Source organism: Kitasatospora sp. NPDC004799 (genome assembly GCF_040609095.1).
In the GTDB taxonomy this organism is placed as follows: domain Bacteria; phylum Actinomycetota; class Actinomycetes; order Streptomycetales; family Streptomycetaceae; genus Kitasatospora.
This window is the reverse complement of the sequence record NZ_JBEXJK010000163.1, coordinates 1-17,343: the sequence shown is the minus strand read 5'-3', so window position 1 is coordinate 17,343 and position 17,343 is coordinate 1. Positions and strand designations below refer to the sequence as shown.

General features: G+C 74.1%; 15 protein-coding genes, 1 tRNA gene and 1 pseudogene. 11 read left to right on the top strand and 6 right to left on the bottom strand.

All coding sequences use genetic code 11. The features are described from left to right. Positions 1–84: 84 nt before the first annotated feature. Positions 85–501, top strand: a pseudogene (locus ABZW03_RS21130) (response regulator transcription factor); the annotation flags it as partial. Between the two features lie 36 nt (positions 502–537). On the opposite strand, the gene ABZW03_RS21125 reads toward ABZW03_RS21130, so the two are convergent. Beyond that, positions 538–1,035, bottom strand: coding sequence for a MarR family transcriptional regulator (locus ABZW03_RS21125; RefSeq protein WP_355260275.1), 498 nt, complete (start codon positions 1,033–1,035; stop codon positions 538–540). A 111-nt stretch (positions 1,036–1,146) separates the two neighbouring features. Between ABZW03_RS21125 and ABZW03_RS21120 the strand changes: the two genes are divergently transcribed. Beyond that, the gene (locus ABZW03_RS21120; RefSeq protein ID WP_355260273.1) at positions 1,147–1,944 is read left to right on the top strand and encodes a methyltransferase domain-containing protein; all 798 of its coding nucleotides are present in this window, start codon (positions 1,147–1,149) and stop codon (positions 1,942–1,944) included. Positions 1,945–2,027: 83 nt separating this feature from the next. Here ABZW03_RS21120 and ABZW03_RS21115 read toward each other — a convergent pair whose 3' ends face one another. Together ABZW03_RS21115 and ABZW03_RS21110 are read right to left on the bottom strand one after the other, a co-directional pair. After that, positions 2,028–2,630 (bottom strand): TetR/AcrR family transcriptional regulator, encoded by a 603-nt coding sequence (locus tag ABZW03_RS21115; protein WP_224285115.1) that lies wholly within the window; start codon positions 2,628–2,630, stop codon positions 2,028–2,030. A gap of 185 nt (positions 2,631–2,815) precedes the next feature. Then, positions 2,816–3,910, bottom strand: coding sequence for a fatty acid desaturase (locus ABZW03_RS21110; RefSeq protein ID WP_355260270.1), 1,095 nt, complete (start codon positions 3,908–3,910; stop codon positions 2,816–2,818). A 249-nt stretch (positions 3,911–4,159) separates the two neighbouring features. Here ABZW03_RS21110 and ABZW03_RS21105 point away from each other — a divergent pair. From ABZW03_RS21105 to ABZW03_RS21080, 6 genes are all read left to right on the top strand, one after another. Then, positions 4,160–4,230: transfer RNA gene (locus ABZW03_RS21105), tRNA-Gln, on the top strand. Between the two features lie 144 nt (positions 4,231–4,374). After that, positions 4,375–5,829: a bifunctional UDP-N-acetylglucosamine diphosphorylase/glucosamine-1-phosphate N-acetyltransferase GlmU gene (glmU, locus tag ABZW03_RS21100; protein ID WP_355260268.1), complete on the top strand. Its 1,455-nt coding sequence runs from the start codon at positions 4,375–4,377 to the stop codon at positions 5,827–5,829. 203 nt (positions 5,830–6,032) lie between these two features. Further along, entirely contained in the window at positions 6,033–7,010 is a 978-nt protein-coding gene (locus ABZW03_RS21095) for a ribose-phosphate diphosphokinase (RefSeq protein ID WP_355260265.1), read from the top strand. A 277-nt stretch (positions 7,011–7,287) separates the two neighbouring features. Further along, entirely contained in the window at positions 7,288–7,872 is a 585-nt protein-coding gene (locus tag ABZW03_RS21090; RefSeq protein ID WP_355260262.1) for a 50S ribosomal protein L25/general stress protein Ctc, read from the top strand. 116 nt (positions 7,873–7,988) lie between these two features. Beyond that, the gene (gene pth, locus ABZW03_RS21085) at positions 7,989–8,567 is read left to right on the top strand and encodes an aminoacyl-tRNA hydrolase (RefSeq protein WP_355260259.1); all 579 of its coding nucleotides are present in this window, start codon (positions 7,989–7,991) and stop codon (positions 8,565–8,567) included. Between the two features lie 136 nt (positions 8,568–8,703). Beyond that, positions 8,704–9,027: a hypothetical protein gene (locus tag ABZW03_RS21080; RefSeq protein WP_355260257.1), complete on the top strand. Its 324-nt coding sequence runs from the start codon at positions 8,704–8,706 to the stop codon at positions 9,025–9,027. A gap of 67 nt (positions 9,028–9,094) precedes the next feature. Here ABZW03_RS21080 and ppc read toward each other — a convergent pair whose 3' ends face one another. Then, positions 9,095–11,890, bottom strand: coding sequence for a phosphoenolpyruvate carboxylase (gene ppc / locus ABZW03_RS21075; protein ID WP_355260254.1), 2,796 nt, complete (start codon positions 11,888–11,890; stop codon positions 9,095–9,097). A gap of 259 nt (positions 11,891–12,149) precedes the next feature. Here ppc and ABZW03_RS21070 point away from each other — a divergent pair, with 259 nt between their 5' ends. Next, a complete protein-coding gene (locus ABZW03_RS21070) occupies positions 12,150–13,418 on the top strand; it encodes a histidine kinase (protein WP_355260252.1) in 1,269 nt (422 codons plus the stop codon). 27 nt (positions 13,419–13,445) lie between these two features. On the opposite strand, the gene ABZW03_RS21065 is transcribed toward ABZW03_RS21070, so the two are convergent. Continuing rightward, on the bottom strand, positions 13,446–13,994 hold the full coding sequence (locus ABZW03_RS21065; protein ID WP_355260278.1) for an SUKH-3 domain-containing protein: 549 nt from the start codon (positions 13,992–13,994) through the stop codon (positions 13,446–13,448). A gap of 36 nt (positions 13,995–14,030) precedes the next feature. Then, positions 14,031–14,492, bottom strand: a complete 462-nt coding sequence (locus tag ABZW03_RS21060; RefSeq protein WP_355260249.1) for a YwqJ-related putative deaminase — start codon at positions 14,490–14,492, stop codon at positions 14,031–14,033. A 367-nt stretch (positions 14,493–14,859) separates the two neighbouring features. Between ABZW03_RS21060 and ABZW03_RS21055 the strand changes: the two genes are divergently transcribed. Together ABZW03_RS21055 and ABZW03_RS21050 are read left to right on the top strand one after the other, a co-directional pair. Continuing rightward, on the top strand, positions 14,860–16,020 hold the full coding sequence (locus ABZW03_RS21055; protein WP_355260247.1) for a Gfo/Idh/MocA family oxidoreductase: 1,161 nt from the start codon (positions 14,860–14,862) through the stop codon (positions 16,018–16,020). 80 nt (positions 16,021–16,100) lie between these two features. Continuing rightward, entirely contained in the window at positions 16,101–17,225 is a 1,125-nt protein-coding gene (locus ABZW03_RS21050; protein WP_355260244.1) for a DegT/DnrJ/EryC1/StrS family aminotransferase, read from the top strand. Positions 17,226–17,343 lie beyond the last annotated feature (118 nt).

The following is a 17,343-nucleotide window of genomic DNA, read 5'->3' as shown; positions in this document are numbered from 1 at the left end:
GCGTCTGCACCGCGGCGGTCCAGATCCGGTGCTCCCGGGCGTAGATGTGCAGTTCGCCGATCCACTCCTGGTCGAAGCGGGTCAGCGGGCGCCACCGGCTGGGTGGCCAAGGAGAGTTCGCTGGCCCGGCTGCTCGCGGTGGTCCGGGGCGTGCTGCGGGACGAGACGCACCTGCCGCCCGCGCTGCTCACCGGGGTGATCCGCGAGCTCACCACCGCCCGGCGGGACCGCACCGAGAGCGAGCGCCTGGTGGACACCCTGACGCCGCGGGAGAAGCAGATCCTGCGCTGCATGGTCGCGGGGCTTGGCCGGCAGGCCGTCGCGGAGCGGCTCTACCTCTCGCCGCACACCGTCCGGACGCACATGCAGAACGTGCTGGGCAAGCTCGGGGTGCACTCCACGCTGGCGGCCGTGGCGGTCGCCCGCCGGGCCGGGGTCAGCCCCGCCGAGTCGCCCGTGCCCCCGCCGCCCTCGGTGGTCGGCACCGCCGACCGGCCCTGAGCGCGGGGCCCCGGGGCCCGGGCGCGGGAGTCGGCGTCAGCCCGGGATGTTGTCGAACGGGGCGACCAACAGCCGCAGCAGGGTGGCGAGTTCGGTCTGCTGGCCGGAGGTGAGCTGGGCGAGCAGTTCGCGCTCGTGCGCGAGCAGCCCGGCGAGCGCCTGGTCGGCGCGGTCGCGGCCGTCGTCGGTGAGCCGGACCAGCACGCCGCGCCGGTCGTCCGGGTCGGGCAGCCGCTTGACCAGGCCCTTGCCGGTGAGCCGGTCGATCCGGTTGGTCATGGTGCCGGAGGTGACCAGGGTCTGGGTGAGCAGCTGGCCGGGGGAGAGCTGGTACGGGGAGCCGGCCCGCCGAAGGGCGGTCAGGACGTCGAACTCCCAGGGCTCCAGGCCGTGCTCGGCGAAGGCGGCGCGGCGGGCGCGGTCGAGGTGCCGGGCGAGCCGGCTGACCCGGCTGAGCACCTCCAGCGGCTCCACGTCGAGGTCGGGGCGCTCCCGGCGCCACGCTGCGACCAGCCTGTCGACCTCGTCCTCCATGTCGATCAGTGTATCGGTGGATGTGTCGATGTGAAGTCTCTTGACATCGAGAAATGTGCCAGCGAGGCTACCGCGAGATATCTTGATATCGAGATACCTGCGAGGTGAACCATGCCCACCCCCGTCTGGGACCCGGCGCAGTACCTGCGCTTCGCCGACGAACGCACCCGCCCGCTGCGCGAACTGCTCGCCCGCGTCCCCGCGCTCCCGCACCCCGGTGCCGAGGTGATCCTGGACATCGGCTGCGGCCCCGGCAACTCCACCGCCGTGCTGCGCGAGCGCTGGCCGCGGGCCCGCCTCACCGGCGTCGACAGCTCCGCCCCGATGCTGGCCACCGCGCGCACCGAGGGCGAACCCGACGCCGAGTACCTGCTCGCCGACGCCCGCGACTACGACCCGGCCCCGGCCCGGCCCGACCTGATCGTCTCCAACGCCGCCCTCCAGTGGGTGGACGGGCACCTGGCGCTGCTGCCGCGCTGGGCGGACGCCCTCGAACCCGGCGGGGTGCTCGCCTTCCAGGTGCCGGGCAACTTCGACGCCCCCAGCCACACCCTGCTCGCCGACCTGCGCCGCAGCGCCCGCTGGCGGGACGCGCTCGGCGGGGAGGCCGTCCGGGCCGGCGTCCACCCGCCCGAGCGCTACCTCGACGCCCTGGCCGCCGCCGGCTGCCTCCCGGACGTCTGGGAGACCACCTACCTGACCCCGCTGCCGGGGCCGGACCCGGTCCTGGAGTGGGTCAAGGGCTCCGCGCTGCGCCCGGTCCTCGGCCGGCTCACCGACCCGGCCGACCGGGCCGCCTTCCTCGCCGAGTACGGGCGGCTGCTGCGCGAGGCCTACCCGGCCGGGCCGTCCGGGACGGTCTTCCCGTTCCGGCGGATCTTCGCGGTGGGGACCAAGCGGCCGGGCTGAGCGGCCGGCCCGAGTGGCACGGCCCGAGTGGCACGGGCGGAGCGGACGGGCCGGGCGGCGCGAGGCGGCCGGCCCCGCGCCGGTCAGCCCTTGCGCTCGCCGACCAGCTTCGGGTGCCGCTCCAGGCCCTCCAGCCCGTGCCAGGCGAGGTTCACCAGGTGCGCCGCCACCGTCGCCTTGTCCGGCTTGCGGACCTCCAGCCACCACTGCCCGGTCAGCGCGACCATCCCGACCAGCATCTGCGAGTACATCGGGGCCAGCCGGGCGTCGAAGCCGCGGGACTTGAACTCCAGGCCCAGGATGTCCTCGACCTGCGTGGCGATGTCGCTGATCAGCGAGGCGAAGGTGCCGGTCGACTGGGCCACCGGGGAGTCCCGGACCAGGATCCGGAAGCCGTCCGTCGAGGTGTCGATGTAGTCCATCAGCGCGAAGGCGGCCTGCTCCAGCAGCTCGCGCGAGTGCCCGCCGGTCAGCGCCCCGGTCACCATGTCCAGCAGCAGCTGCATCTCGCGGTCGACGACCACCGCGTACAGCCCCTCCTTGCCGCCGAAGTGCTCGTACACCACGGGCTTCGACACCCCGGCGCGCTCGGCGATCTCCTCCACCGAGGTGCCGTCGTAGCCGCGCTCCGCGAAGACCGTCCGGCCGATCTCCAGCAGCTGCTCGCGCCGCTGCTTGCCGGTCATCCGGACCCGGCCGCCCCGGCGGCGCGGGGCCGGGGTCTCCCCGGTCGCGGGCCCGCCGGCCGGTGCAGCGGCCCGCGGACGGGCCGGCGCCGATTCGGGCGCCGCGTCCGTCCGCGTGCTGTGGTGACCGCCTGTGCTGTCTGCGCTGCTCCCGTTCACCCCTACATCATGCTGGAAGCGCCGCCTCATGCGGCGCGGCGGGCGGCGATCCGCTGCGCGTCCGGCCAGCGGACGTCCCGCACCCAGCCGGCCAGCTCGAACCAGCGGATCAGCCGGGCCGAGGAGTCGATCTGCCCGCGCAGCACCCCGTGCCGGGCCGCGGTCGGGTCGGCGTGGTGCAGGTTGTGCCAGGACTCCCCGCAGGAGAGCACGGCGAGCCACCAGACGTTGCCGGAGCGGTCCCGGGAGCGGAACGGGCGCCGGCCGACGGCGTGGCAGATCGAGTTGATCGACCAGGTGACGTGGTGCAGCAGGGCCACCCGGACCAGCGAACCCCAGAAGAAGGCGGACAGCGCGCCCTCCCAGGAGAGGCTGACCAGGCCGCCGACCAGCGCGGGCAGCAGCAGCGAGATGGTGGTCCAGAGCCAGAACAGCCGGGAGATCCGCCGCAGGGCCGGGTCGCGCACCAGGTCGGGGGCGTACTTGAGCTGCGGGGTCTGCTCCTCGTCGAACATCCAGCCCATGTGGGCCCACCACAGGCCCTTCATCAGCGCCGGGACGCTCTCCCCGTAGCGCCACGGCGAGTGCGGGTCGCCGTCCTTGTCGCTGAACCGGTGGTGCTTGCGGTGGTCGGCCACCCAGCGCACCAGCGGGCCCTCGACCGCGAGGCTCCCGACGATCGCCAGGGCCAGGCGCATCGGGCGGCCGGCCTTGAACGCGCTGTGGGTGAAGTAGCGGTGGTAGCCGATGGTGATGCCGTGGCAGGTCAGGAAGTACATGGCGACGGTGATCGCGAGGTCCGTCCAGCCCAGCCCCCACCCCCAGGCCACCGGGACGGCGGCGACCAGGGCGGCGAACGGCACCAGGATGAACAGGGCGAGCGCGACCCGTTCGGCCAGGCCCTGCTTCTCCCCGCCGCGGGTGGCGGACAGCTGGGTGGCCGCGGCGCCGGCGGCGGAGACCTCGGCGCTCCCGGCGGTTCCGTCGCGATCGGCGGGATCGGCGGGATCGGCGGGATCGGCGGGGTCGACGGGGTCGACGGGATCGGCGGGTTCGGAGTCGGGAGACGGAGTGTTGGAGGCGGTGTTCCCCGCGCGCGCCTCGCCTGCCTGAATGGTCATGGGCGTCCCTTGTGCGGCGTCCCGGAACGGGAGAGAAGCGGACCTACGTTGGCGTAACCTACGGCATCGTAGGTTGCGCTCCGTGTCCAGGGGAACACCCCGCCGCGCGGCGCTCGAGTGAATTCACCCGACTGGATGGATGAACCGCGGGGCCGACGGGTTCGGCCGCCGGAGCCGGAATCGGGCCCGTGGATCGGCGCAAGTCGATACCCACGCCAGGGCCCTCTCGGGTAGGGTCTGACACGACTGTCCGCCGTGGTGTAATGGCAGCACAGGGCCCTTTGGAGGCCTTTGTCTGGGTTCGAATCCTAGCGGCGGAGCCTCTGCACGCCTCGGGTTCGGGCGTTTTCGACCGCGCCGGTATTGTCGGTGCTTGCTCGGCGGACTGTGCGAATGGCGACCGGCCTGGGTCCGGGCCGGGCCTAGTCTGCCCTCTCTGTGAACCTACCGAGGAGCCTCCCCGCATGGGTGCCAATTCGCTTGCCGCCGTTGTCGTGCTCGCCGCCGGTGGCGGGACCCGGATGAAGTCGAACAAGCTGCCCAAGGTGCTGCACGAGGTGTGCGGGCGCTCGCTGGTGGGTCACGCGGTCTCGGCGGCCCGGGAACTGACTCCGGAGCAGCTGGTCGTGGTCGTCGGCCACCAGCGCGAGCAGGTCGTGGCGCACCTGGCGGAGCACTACCCGGCCACCCGCACCGCGGTGCAGGAGCAGCAGAACGGCACCGGGCACGCGGTGCGCACCGCGCTGGAGTCGCTGACCGCCGACGGCCTGGTGCTGGACGGCACGGTCATCGTCACCGCCGGCGACTCGCCGCTGCTGACCGGGGAGACCCTGCGCCGGCTGGCCGACGCGCACACCGCCCAGCAGAACGGCGTCACCGTGCTGACCGCCGTCGTCCCGGAGCCGTTCGGCTACGGCCGCATCCTGCGGGACGAGGACGGCGCCGTCGCCTCGATCGTCGAGGAGCGGGACGCCAGCGCGACCCAGCGCGCGATCACCGAGATCAACTCCGGCGTCTTCGCCTTCGACGCCAAGCTGCTCACCGCGGCGCTGGGCGAGCTCACCACGGACAACTCGCAGGGCGAGGAGTACCTGACCGACACCCTGGAGATCCTGCGCACGGCGGGCCACCGGGTCGGCGCCGTGGTGGCCGAGGACCACCGGGACATCCTGGGCATCAACGACCGGGTCCAGCTGGCGCAGGCCCGCCGGCTGCTGAACGACCGCCTGCTGGAGCGGGCGATGCGCGCGGGCGTCACCGTGGTGGACCCGGCGACCACCTGGTTCGACGTGCAGGTCGGCTACGAGCCGGACGCCGTGGTGCTGCCGAACACCCAGCTCCAGGGCGCCACGCACCTGGGCGAGGGCTGCGAGGTGGGACCGAACTCGACCCTGCGGGACACCCTGGTCGGCGCCGGCGCCCGGGTGAGCAACACCACGGCCGACCGCGCCGAGATCGGCGAGCTGGCCGGCGTGGGCCCGTACGCCTACCTGCGGCCGGGCGCGAAGCTGGCCCGCAAGGCGAAGGTCGGCACCTACGTCGAGGTGAAGAACTCCGAGCTGGGCGAGGGCGCCAAGGTGCCGCACCTGTCCTACATCGGCGACGCCACGATCGGCGAGGGCACCAACGTCGGCGCCGCCTCGGTCACCGTGAACTACGACGGCGTGAACAAGCACCGCACGGTCATCGGCGCGCACTGCCGCACCGGTTCGGACAACATGTTCATCGCCCCGGTCACCATCGGTGACGGCGCCTACACCGGCGCCGGCTCGGTGATCACCAACGACGTCCCGGCCGGGGCGCTCGGTGTGAACCGGGCCACCCAGCGCAACATCGAGGGCTGGGTCGAGCGCAAGCGCCCCGGGACGGCATCGGCGCAGGCCGCGAAGGCGGCGGCGGACGGGGCCGACCAGGCCTGAGCGGGGCGGCCCCGGAGCCGGGGGACGGTCCCGGGGCGGACGGTTTCTGCGCGGGCGCGTAACCTTGGGGACATACGTGCGCCACTGGGCTTACCGCCCGTGTCCAGGCGTACCGACAATTCCCCGACCCGTACCGCGAGCGGGCTCCGCCTGCCCGCCGCCGGGTCGAGGATTCAGCGTCCGCAACGCGAGGAGACGGTGCAGTGAGCGGGATCACGACGTCGGGTGAGAAGAAGCTGAAGCTCTTCTCCGGCCGTGCCCACCCGGAGCTGGCGAGGGAGGTGGCCGAGGCGCTCGGGACCGAACTGGTCCCCACCAAGGCCCTGGACTTCGCCAACGGCGAGATCTACGTCCGCTTCCTGGAGTCCGCGCGCGGTGCGGACTGCTTCGTGATGCAGAGCCACACGGCTCCCATCAACCAGTGGATCATGGAGCAGCTGATCATGATCGATGCTCTGAAGCGGGCCTCCGCCCGGAGCATCACCGCGATCCTGCCGTTCTACGGGTACGCCCGGCAGGACAAGAAGCACCTCGGCCGCGAGCCCATCTCGGCCCGCCTGATCGCCGACCTGCTGCGCCAGGCCGGTGCCGACCGCCTGATGGCCGTGGACCTGCACACCGCGCAGATCCAGGGCTTCTTCGACGGCCCGGTGGACCACCTGTTCGCGCTGCCGCTGCTGGCCGACTACATCGGCGAGAAGGTCGACCGCTCCAAGCTGACCGTCGTCTCGCCGGACGCCGGCCGGGTCAAGGTCGCCGACCAGTGGTGCGACCGGCTGGACGCCCCGCTGGCGATCATCCACAAGCGCCGCGACATCACCCAGGCCAACACCATCCTGTCGGCCGACGTCGTCGGTGACGTCAAGGGCCGGGTCTGCGTGCTGGTCGACGACATGATCGACACCGCCGGCACCATCTGCGCCGCGGCCGACGCGCTGTTCGACAACGGCGCCGCGGACGTCCTGGTGGCGGCCACCCACGGGGTGCTCTCCGGCCCGGCCGCGGACCGGCTGAAGAACTCGCGGGTGAGCGAGTTCGTGTTCACCAACACGCTGCCCACCCCGGCCTCGCTCCAGCTGGACAAGATCACCACGCTGTCCATCGCCCCGTCGATCGCCGCCGCGATCCGCGAGGTCTTCGAGGAGGGCTCGGTGACCAGCCTCTTCGAGGGCGTGCACTGACGAAGCCCGTGCAGGCGGCCCCGGTCCGGACGGACCGGGGCCGCCGCCGATTTCGCGGGAGGCCGTCCGTGCGGTTAGACTCGTGAAACTGCTCGGCGAGGGATGCCGTGTGCCTGCTCGACGGGCGCCCGCTCCGTGATCGACGCGCTGCCGGTGCCGGATTCCCCGTCCGCCGGCAGGCCGTTGCCGCCGAGTGACCCCCGAACGTACTGAGGGTGTGGTCCCGGCGGTTTTTCGCGTTGCCTGCACCCCGCGCCATTTCACGAGGAGTGCAGTCGTGTCCGAGATCCGTCTTGCCGCTGAGACCCGTACCGAGTTCGGCAAGGGTGCCGCCCGTCGCGCCCGCCGCGCCGGCTTCGTCCCGGGTGTCGTCTACGGCCACGGCCACGCCCCGGTTCACCTGAACCTGCCCGGCCACGACCTGATGATGGCCCTGAAGACCCCGAACGCCCTGCTGGTCGTCCCGATCGAGGGCAAGGACGAGTACGTCCTGCCGAAGGCCGTCCAGCGCGAGGCCATCAAGCGCACCATCGAGCACGTCGACCTGCTGCTGGTCAAGCGCGGCGAGAAGGTCACCGTCGAGATCCCGGTCCACACCGAGGGCGAGCTGGCCGCGGGCGGCAACCTGCTGGAGCACGTCCTGCAGGCCCTGCCGGTCGAGGCCGAGGCCACCCACCTGCCCGAGGCCGTCACCGTCTCGGTCGAGGGCCTGGAGGCCGGCGCCTCGATCCACGCCAAGGACATCACCCTGCCGAAGGGCGTCTCCCTGGCCGTCGAGGCCGACGCCGTCGTGCTGCAGGTCATCGCCGCCCAGGCCGCCCCGGCCGAGGAGGCCGCCGAGGCCGAGGGCGCCGAGGCCTGAGAGCCCCGTAGCGCTTAATTGCTGAGACCGCTGCCCCGGTCGCTCCCGTCGGAGCGTCCGGGGCAGCGGTGTGTCCGGGATGATGACGTCGAGCGCGGAAGGCGAGGAGAGCGGGAATGACTGAGGAGTACGACGGCCCGTGGCTGGTGGTGGGGCTGGGCAACCCCGGGGAGCAGTACGCCCGGAACCGGCACAACATCGGCTTCATGGTCGTGGACCTGCTGGCGCAGCGGATGGGCGCGAAGTTCAAGGCGCACAAGAGCCGGGCGCAGGTGGCCGAGGGGCGGCTGGCGGGCCGGCGGGTGGTGCTGGCCAAGCCGATGTCCTTCATGAACCTCTCCGGCGGGCCGGTGACGGCGCTGCGGGACTTCTACAAGGCGCCGGCCTCGGCGCTGGTCGCGGTCCACGACGAGCTGGACATCGACTACGCGGCGCTGCGGCTGAAGCTGGGCGGCGGGGACAACGGCCACAACGGGCTGAAGTCGATCACCAAGTCGCTGGGCCCGGACTACTACCGGGTGCGCTGCGGGATCGGCCGCCCGCCGGGCCGGATGGAGGTCGCGGACTTCGTGCTGAAGGACTTCTCCTCGACCGAGCGCAAGGAGCTGGAGTGGTTCGTGGACCGCTCGGCGGACGCGGTGGAGGCGCTGCTGTCCGAGGGGCTGGAGCGGGCCCAGGGCACGTACAACTCCTGAACGCCCGTCAACCCGGCGCGCCGCGTACGCAACAGTCGTACAACGCTTGCCCGGTCGGACCTGAATCCGTGTGAGAAGCCCGTGGGGGATCGGATACCGTCGGCCCGGTACGCGAACGAGTCCTGGGGAGTTCTCGATGCGGGGATTGCGTCCGGTCCGCCTCGTGCGGCGGAGCCGGGTGGTCGAGCTGAAGCGGCTCGGGCGGCGGGTCGGTACGGCCGGTGCGCTGGGGGCGGCCGGGGTGCTGCTGTCGAGCGGCGCGGTGGCGCACGCGGAGCCGGTGGCCGATTCGGAGCCGGTGGTCTCGCCGGAGCCGGCGGCGGCGCAGTTCGGCCCGGTGCTCGGTGAGTCGATGGGCCCCGACGCGGGGCTGCTGGCGGTCGGCGGCGGCCTGGTGGTCGCGGCCGGCGGCGCGGCGCTGTGGCTGAAGCGCAGGCGCGCGGGCGAGGGTACGGAGTAGGAACCGCACGGCGAGGGGCCGGCGTCCCGGGCGGGACGCCGGCCCCTCGGCCGTTCTCGGGCGGCCGTCAGCCGGTGTTGCGCAGGCCGGCGGCGATGCCGTTGACGGTCAGCAGCAGCGCGCGGGCGCGCAGCGGGTCGTCCTGGCGTCCGGCCGCGAGCTCCTCGCGCTGGCGGCGCAGCAGCGCGACCTGGAGGTAGGAGATCGGGTCGAGGTAGGCGTCGCGGACGGCGAAGGTCTGCTTCAACACCGGGTTGTGCTCCAGCAGTTCGCTCTCGCCGGTGAGCCGGAGCAGCTCGCGCAGGGTGAGCGCGTGCTCGGCCTCGATCTGGTCGAAGACGTGGTGCAGCTCGCCGGGCACCAGCTGCTCGACGTAGTGGCGGGCGATCCGCAGGTCGGTCTTGGCCAGCGTCATGGCGACGTTGGACAGGAAGTTGCGGAAGAAGTGCCACTCGCCGTACATCTCGTCCAGCACGTCGCCGAGGCCCGCCGCGCGGGCGGCGGCGAGGCCGGAGCCGACCCCGTACCAGCCGGGGACGATCTGCCGGGACTGGGTCCAGCCGAACACCCACGGGATGGCCCGCAGGCCGTCCAGGCCGGCGCCGGAGTCGGGGCGGCGGGACGGGCGGGAGCCCAGGTGCAGCGAGGCGAGCTGGTCGACCGGGGTGGAGGCGAAGAAGTACTTCGGCAGGTCCTCCTGCTCGACCAGGGCGCGGTAGGCGGTGTGGGCGGCCTCGGACACCCGGTCCATCGCGGCGTCCCAGCGGGCCAGCGACTCGGGGGCCTGGCGCGGGGCGGTGTGCAGCGCGGAGGCGGAGAGCGTGGCGGAGAGGGTCAGCTCCAGGTTCTCCCGGGCGAGGGAGGGGAGCAGGTACTTGTCGGAGATGACCTCGCCCTGCTCGGTGACCTTGATCTCGCCCTCCAGGGTGCCCCAGGGCTGGGCCAGGATGGCCTCGTGCGAGGGGCCGCCGCCGCGGCCGACGGTGCCGCCGCGGCCGTGGAACAGGCGCAGCCGGATGCCGTAGCGGTGGGCGACGTCGCGCAGCCGGCGCTGGGCGCGGTGGATCTCCCACTGGGAGGTGGTGATGCCGCCGAACTTGGAGGAGTCGGAGTAGCCGAGCATGACCTCCTGGACGTCGCCGCGCAGCGAGACGAGCAGCCGGTAGGAGGGGTCGGAGAGCATCTCGTCGAGGATGCGGTCGGCCTGCTGGAGCTCGTCGGTGGTCTCCAGCAGCGGCACGATGCCGATCTTGGCGATCCCGCCGTGCAGGTCGATCAGGCCGGCCTCGCGGGCCAGCACGGTGGCGGCGAAGACGTCGTCGGCGCCCTGGCACATGGAGATGATGTAGCTCTCGACGATCTCGTCGCCGAAGCGCTCGAAGCCCTCGCGGATGGTGTTGAACACGCCGAGGGTCTTGGTGCCGGCCTCGTCCAGCGGGGCCGGGGTGGGGGCGAGCGGGCGGCGCGAGCGGAGCTCCTTGGCGAGCAGCTTCTGCCGGTACTCGCGGGGCATGTCGGCGTAGCGCCAGGCCTCCTCGCCGAGCCGGTCGAAGAGCTGGCCGAGGGCGTGGTGGTGGGCCTCGGCGTGCTCGCGCACGTCCATGGTGGCCAGCTGCAGGCCGAAGGCCTCGACGGTGCGGATGGCGCGGGCCAGGCGGCCGTCGGCGATCAGCTCGCCGCGGTGGGCGCGCAGCGAGTCCTGGATCAGCCGAAGGTCGGCGATCAGCTCGCGGGTGCCGAGGTAGTCGCGGCCGTCGACGTGCGGGGTGCCGCCGGCCAGCCGCTCGCGGGTGTTCTCCAGCTTGAGCCGGATGCAGGTGGCCTTGAGGCGGTAGGGCTCCTCGGCGTTCATCCGCTTGTAGCGCGGGCTGAGTTCGGGGAGCAGGTGCAGGTCGGTGTTGAGCGAGGCGAGCAGCTCGACCGAGGCGCCGGCCAGCCGCTCGGAGGTGGAGAGGGTGTTGCGCAGGTCGTCGATCGCGGCGAGCGCGTCCTTGATGCCGTACTCGTGCTGGAGGTTGAGGACGTCCCAGGTGACCTGCGGGGTGACGTTGGGGTTGCCGTCGCGGTCGCCGCCGATCCAGGTGCCGAAGGTGAGCGGCCGGACGCCGTCGGGCAGGTGCAGGCCGACCCGGGCGAGCTCCTCGTGCAGCTCCTCCAGGACCTCGGGGACGGCCTCGCGGTAGAGCTCGTCCAGGTAGTAGACGGCGTTGCGGGCCTCGTCGGTGGGCTCGGGGCGGGCGATGCGCAGCTCGTCGGTCTGCCAGAGCAGGTCGATGACCTCGGCCAGGCGGCGGTCGGCGGAGCGCTTGGCGCTGCTGGTGCGGGCCTGGTCGGCGGCGGCCAGGCCGGAGGTGACCTCGTCGCGGTGGATGCGGTCGAGGAGTTCGCCGATCCGGCGCAGCTTGTTGAGGACGCTGCGGCGGGCGGCCTCGGTGGGGTGCGCGGTGAAGACCGGGCGGACCGCGAGGTGGGCCAGGGTGTCCTGGAGGTGCTTGGCGTCGGCCTCGGCGAGCTGGTCGGCGGTCTGCGCGAGCAGCGAGCCCTCCCGGGCGCGGCGGGTGGCCAGTTCGCGGCCGCGGTGCACCTGCTCGGTGACGTTGGCGAGGTGGAAGTAGGTGGAGAACGCCCGGACCAGCTTGGCGGCGGTGTCCAGGTCGATGTCGGAGAGGAGTTCGGCGGTGGCCTCGCCGTCGGTGCGGCTGAGCAGGCGGACCTGTTCGACCAGGCCCAGCAGCTGGGGGCCCTCCTGGCGGACCAGCGTCTCGCCGAGCAGGTCGCCGAGGCGGCGGATGTCCGCGCGCAGGGCTGCGTTGTCGGCGACGGGCGTGGGGTTGTCCGCCGGGGTGGGGACCGGAGCGGTCACGGCTGGCTCCCTGTGGTGGTGGGGTTCGGCAACGGCTCATCGTCACAGGTCCGCACGCGGGTGGCGGGTGTGACGCGTGCGGACCGCGCTGTCCGACGCGACCAGCATAGGTGTCGGGGCGGGCGCTGTCCGCGAGGTGGCCGGATGGCGGACACGGCTGCCGAAAAGCACCTGTGGTCTGGACCACTCGGCGGCTCCGGGGAGGGTGCCGGGCCATCCCGGTGGGGACGGGCGGGGGTTGCCGCTTACGCTGTGGGGCATGAGCAAGTCGCCTGGGGAGCGCGTGCCGGTCCGGTCGTTCTGGTGGTGGAAGCGGCCGCGCAGCGCCTTCCTGGACATCGGGCTGGCCCTGCTCGCCGCCGCGGAGTGCGCCGCCAGCACGGTCGCCTTCCTCTCCGCCCGGATCCACGTCAGCACCGCGGGAGCGGTCGGCATAGCCCTGCTGGGCACGCTGGCCGGCGGCTCGCTGGTGGTGCGCCGGCGCTGGCCGGCCGTCCCGGTGCTGGTCACGCTGCTGGTGATGCCCGGCATGCTGGGCGTGGTGCTGCTGGTGGTGGCGCTCTACACGCTGGCCTCGACCTGGGAGTGGCCCTCGCGCCGCCGCCGGGTGGTGGCGCTGTCCGCCCTGGCCTTCGCCGAGACGGCCGCCGTGATGGCGGTGTCGCTGATGACGCCCGGCGACTCCCCGGTGGACCCGCCGCCGCTGTGGGGCCAGGTCCTGCTGTCGCTGATGGTCGCCGTCGGGCTGACCGTCGCCCCGGTGGTGACCGGGCTGTACGTCGGTGCGCGGCGGCGGCTGATCGACTCGCTCAAGGACCGCGCGCACGGCCTGGAGACCGAGCTGGACCTGCTGGCCGAGCAGGCGCAGGAGCGCGCCCGCCGGGCCCGGCTGGAGGAGCGCACCCGGATCGCCCGGGAGATGCACGACGTGGTGGCGCACCGGGTGTCCCTGATGGTGGTGCACGCCGGGGCGCTGGAGCGGATCGCCGGCAAGGACCCGGAGAAGGCGGCGCAGAGCGCCAAGCTGATGGGCGAGGTGGGCCGGCAGGCGCTGAACGAGCTGCGGGAGATCCTCGGGGTGCTGCGGATGGACGACGAGCGGCAGCCGGAGCCGGACTCGCTGGCCGGGCTGCCGCGGCTGGTCGACCAGTCCCGGGCGGCCGGGATGGCGGTGACCCTGACGGTCAGCGGCAGCCGGCAGGAGTTCACCGGCGAGGCCGAGCAGACCGCCTACCGGGTCGTCCAGGAGGGCCTGACCAACGCGCACAAGCACGCGGGCGGCGCCCAGGTGTCCGTCCTGCTCTCGTACGCGCCGAACGGGGTGCGGGTGGCCGTGGTGAACGCCTGCCCGGGCGGGGAGCGGGGCGCCGCGAAGCTGCCCAGCGGGGGCAACGGGCTGGTCGGGATGCGGGAGCGGGTGATCGCGCTGGGCGGCACCTTCTCCTCCGGGCCGGAGGCGGACGGGGGCTTCCGGGTCGAGGCGGTGCTGCCGTCCCGGCTGGTGGTGCGGGCCGAGCGGCTGCGCTGAGCCGGCCCGGCCCCGGTCAGTCCCCGGTCAGTCCTCGGCGGTGCGCAGCCGCTCCGGGACGGTGCCCAGCACCAGGGCGGAGATCGCCTGGTCGATGCCGTGGCCGAGGAACCACTCGCCGGTGTGGTCCAGGCTGTAGACCCGGCCCTCCTCGTCGACGGCCAGCAGCGCCTGCCCGTACGCCTCCTCGCCGAGCGGGGCCACCCGGGTGCCCAGCGCCCGGCCCAGGTCGTGCAGGGTGCGCGGCTGGTGCAGGCCGCACAGCGGGTCGATCAGGAACGGCGTACGGGCCAGCTGGCGGCCCGGCCCGGACAGGTCGAAGGCGAGGCCGCCGAACTCGGCCCAGGCCTCCACCGCCGCCGGGAACACCGCGTGCCCCACGCCGGTGGGAGCGCCGTGGCCGACCAGGGCGTCGGCCCACTCCTCGGCCTGCCGGATCTGCCAGCGGCCGGGGTGCCAGCCGGCCGCCTTGAGCTCGGCGGCGACGTCGGCGGGGAAGCGCGGGCGGGTCCGGGCGCCGGCGGGGGAGAGGGTGGCCGGTGCGGGCGGGACGGGCGGGTTCAGGGCGGACTCCAGGGCTGGGGGACGGGGGACGGGCCGGCGCTCGGCCGGTCAGCGCGCGGGCGGTGCGACGGCGACGCTGCGCACGGTGAAGTGCTCCAGCATCGGGGCGCAGGAGCGGCACGGCGGGGCGTGGCTGCCGTGCGCCGGGTCGCCCTCCTCGCGGATGCGCACGGTCGTCATCCGGGAGCCCTTGAGCGCCTTGCGGGCCTCCTGCAGCGTCATCGGCTTGCGGGCGGCGCGCTTGGAGCGCCTGCCGTCGACCGCGGCCAGGTGCTGGGAGAGCAGGACGGCCTCCGGGCAGCGGCCGGTGAACCGCTCGCGGGCCTCCGACGGCAGGCCGTCCAGGAAGTCGGCGACCAGGTGGTGCAGCACCGGGCGGCGCGGGTCCTTGTCGCCCGCCAGGGTGTGCACCTCGCCGCCCTTGAGCGACAGCGCGGCGGCGACGGCGGGCAGCAGGCTGTCGCGGTGGTGGCGCAGCACGGGCGGGCCCGCCGGCTCACCGGTGGTCATCCGTCGTCCTCCTCCTCGTAACCCGGCGTCGGCCGGAGTGACCGGGCCGGTCCGGGGCAAGCCTGTCAAACGGCACCGACAACCGCACATCCGGGGTGCGGTGGCGGCCGGTGCCGCGACCGGCCGGCCGGGCCGTCACCCGATGGTGTCCGAACGCGCACGCGATCGTCATGACTTGTCCGTCGATTTACCGAAACGGCCCCCGGGTCCGGTGCCCGGCCGGTAGCGTTCCGGCAGCGAGCCGAGGGGGACGCGGCCGACCGTGCGGGCAGCCGCCGGCGGGGCCGACTCCGGTGCCCGCGTCGGACGTTGAGGCCGCCGGGGCGGGCCTGCCGCCCGCCCCGGCGCTGAGCGAAGGGCTCGTGCGATGACGTCGGAACCGCAGGACGGGCACTGGCAGGCCGCCAACCAGGCACCCGGCGGCCACGTGCCGGCACCGGACGAGCCGCCCCGGCCGGTGCCCGAGCACCCGGTCGGGCTGGCCGTGGTCGGGGCCGGCTACTGGGGCCCGAAGCTGGTCCGCAACGCGCAGCACACCCCGGCGCTGCGGCTGCACTGGCTGTGCGACCTGGACGAGGCCAAGGCCCGCGCGGTGCTGGGGGAGTACAGCACCGTCGGGGTCACCGGCAGCTACCGGCGGGTGCTGGCGGACGAGCGGGTCGGCGCGGTCGCGGTGGCCACGCCGGCGGGCGCCCACTACGCGCTGGTGCGGGCGGCGCTGGAGGCCGGCAAGCACGTGCTGGTGGAGAAGCCGATCACCACCTCCGCCGCCGAGGCCGAGGAGCTGGTCGAACTGGCCGAGCGGCGCGGGCTGGTGCTGATGTGCGACCACACCTTCTGCTACACCCCGGCGGTGCGGCGGATCCGCGAGCTGGTGCACGGCGGGGAGATCGGGGACGTCCAGTTCTTCGACTCGGTGCGGATCAACCTCGGCCTGGTGCAGCCGGACGTGGACGTGCTGTGGGACCTCGCCCCGCACGACCTGTCGATCCTGGACTTCGTGCTGCCGCCCGGGGTCGAGCCGGTCGGGGTGTCCGCCCAGGGCGCCGACCCGATCGGGGCCGGCCGCGCCTGCGTCGCGTACCTGACGGTCCGGCTCAGCAACGGCGCGCTGGCGCACTGCCACGTCAACTGGCTCTCCCCGACCAAGGTCCGCACCACCCTGATCGGCGGCTCGCGGCGCACCCTGGTCTGGGACGACCTCAACCCGCAGGCCCGGCTGGCGGTGCACGACCGCGGGGTCGACCTCACCCCGCCCGACCAGCTGACCGACGCGATCCGGCACCGGGCGCTGATCTCCTACCGGGTCGGCGAGATGGTCGCGCCCGCGCTGGTCGAGCAGGAGGCGCTGCGCAACGTGATGGCCGAGTTCGCCGCCGCCATCACCGAGGGCCGGGCCCCGCTCACCGACGGGCGGGCCGGGACGCGGGTGCTGCAGCTGCTGGAGGCGGCCTCGCTCAGCCTCGAACTCGGCGGCGCCACCGTGCCGGTGGGCGCGGCGGTCCGGGCCGGGGCGGAGGCCCGGTGAGCGGCGCGGCGGGGGAGGTCCCGGTGGTTCGGGAGGGCGGCGCGGCGCGGGTCGGGGTTCCGGTGCCGGGAGGGGTTCCGGTGCCGGGCGGTGCGGTGCGGGAGGGCGTCCCGCTGGTCGACCTGGCGGCGGCGCACGCCGAGGTGGCGCAGGAGGTGCGGGCCGGCTTCGACCGGGTGCTCGCCTCCGGAGCCTTCGTCAAGGGCCCCGAAGTGGCCGCCTTCGAGCGGGAGTACGCGGCCTTCGTCGGCCTCCGGCACTGCGTCGGCGCCGCCAACGGGACCGACGCGCTGGAACTGGCCCTGCGCGCCCTGGACCTGCCGCCCGGCGGCGGGGTGGTGCTGCCCGCCAACACCTTCGTCGCCACGGCCGAGGCGGTGCTGCGGGCCGGGCTGCGCCCGGTACTGGTCGACGCCGACCCGGAGTACCTGCTGATGGACCCGGAGCGGGCCGCCGCCGCGCTGCCCGGCGCGGTCGCGCTGCTGCCCGTCCACCTCTTCGGCCAACTCGCCCCGATGGGGCCGCTGCTGGCGGCGGCCGACGGGCGGCCGGTGGTGGAGGACGCGGCGCAGTCCCAGGGCGCCCGGCAGCACGGGCGCACCTGGTACGGGCGGATCGCGGCCACCAGCTTCTACCCGGGCAAGAACCTCGGCGCCTACGGCGACGCCGGGGCGGTGCTCACCGACGACGACGCGCTGGCCGACGCCGTCCGGCTGACCGGCGACCACGGCGCCCGCGACCGCTACCGGCACGAACGGTTCGGCTGCAACTCCCGGCTGGACGCGCTGCAGGCCGTCGTGCTGCGCGCCAAGCTGCGCCGGCTGCCCGACTGGAACGCCGCCCGCCGGGCCGCCGCCGCCCGCTACGACGAGCTGCTGGGCGGGCTGGACGGGATCGGCCTGCCCCGTACCGCGCCCGGCAACGAGCACGTCCGGCACCTCTACCCGGTGCGGATCGGCCCCGGCCGGGACCGCGACGCGGTGCTGGCCGCGCTGCGCGCCGCCGGGATCGGCGCCGGGGTGCACTACCCGGTGCCGGTCCACCTGCAGCCCGCGTTCCGTCACCTCGGCCACCGCGAGGGGACGTTCCCGGTCGCCGAGCGGGCCGCCCGCGAACTGCTCAGCCTGCCGCTGCACCCGCACCTCACCGAGGCCGCGCAACTGCGGGTGGCCGAGGCGCTGGCGCGGGCGTTAGGGCGTGTCTGACGATTCCAGTCGGGCTCGCGGCCCCGGGGCACGCACCTCGCCGCGTTGTCGTCGGTCGCCAATGGCCCCCAGCCTGGCGGCCGGGAGGTGCCCCCACCGCAGTGGCTCCGCCCCCAGC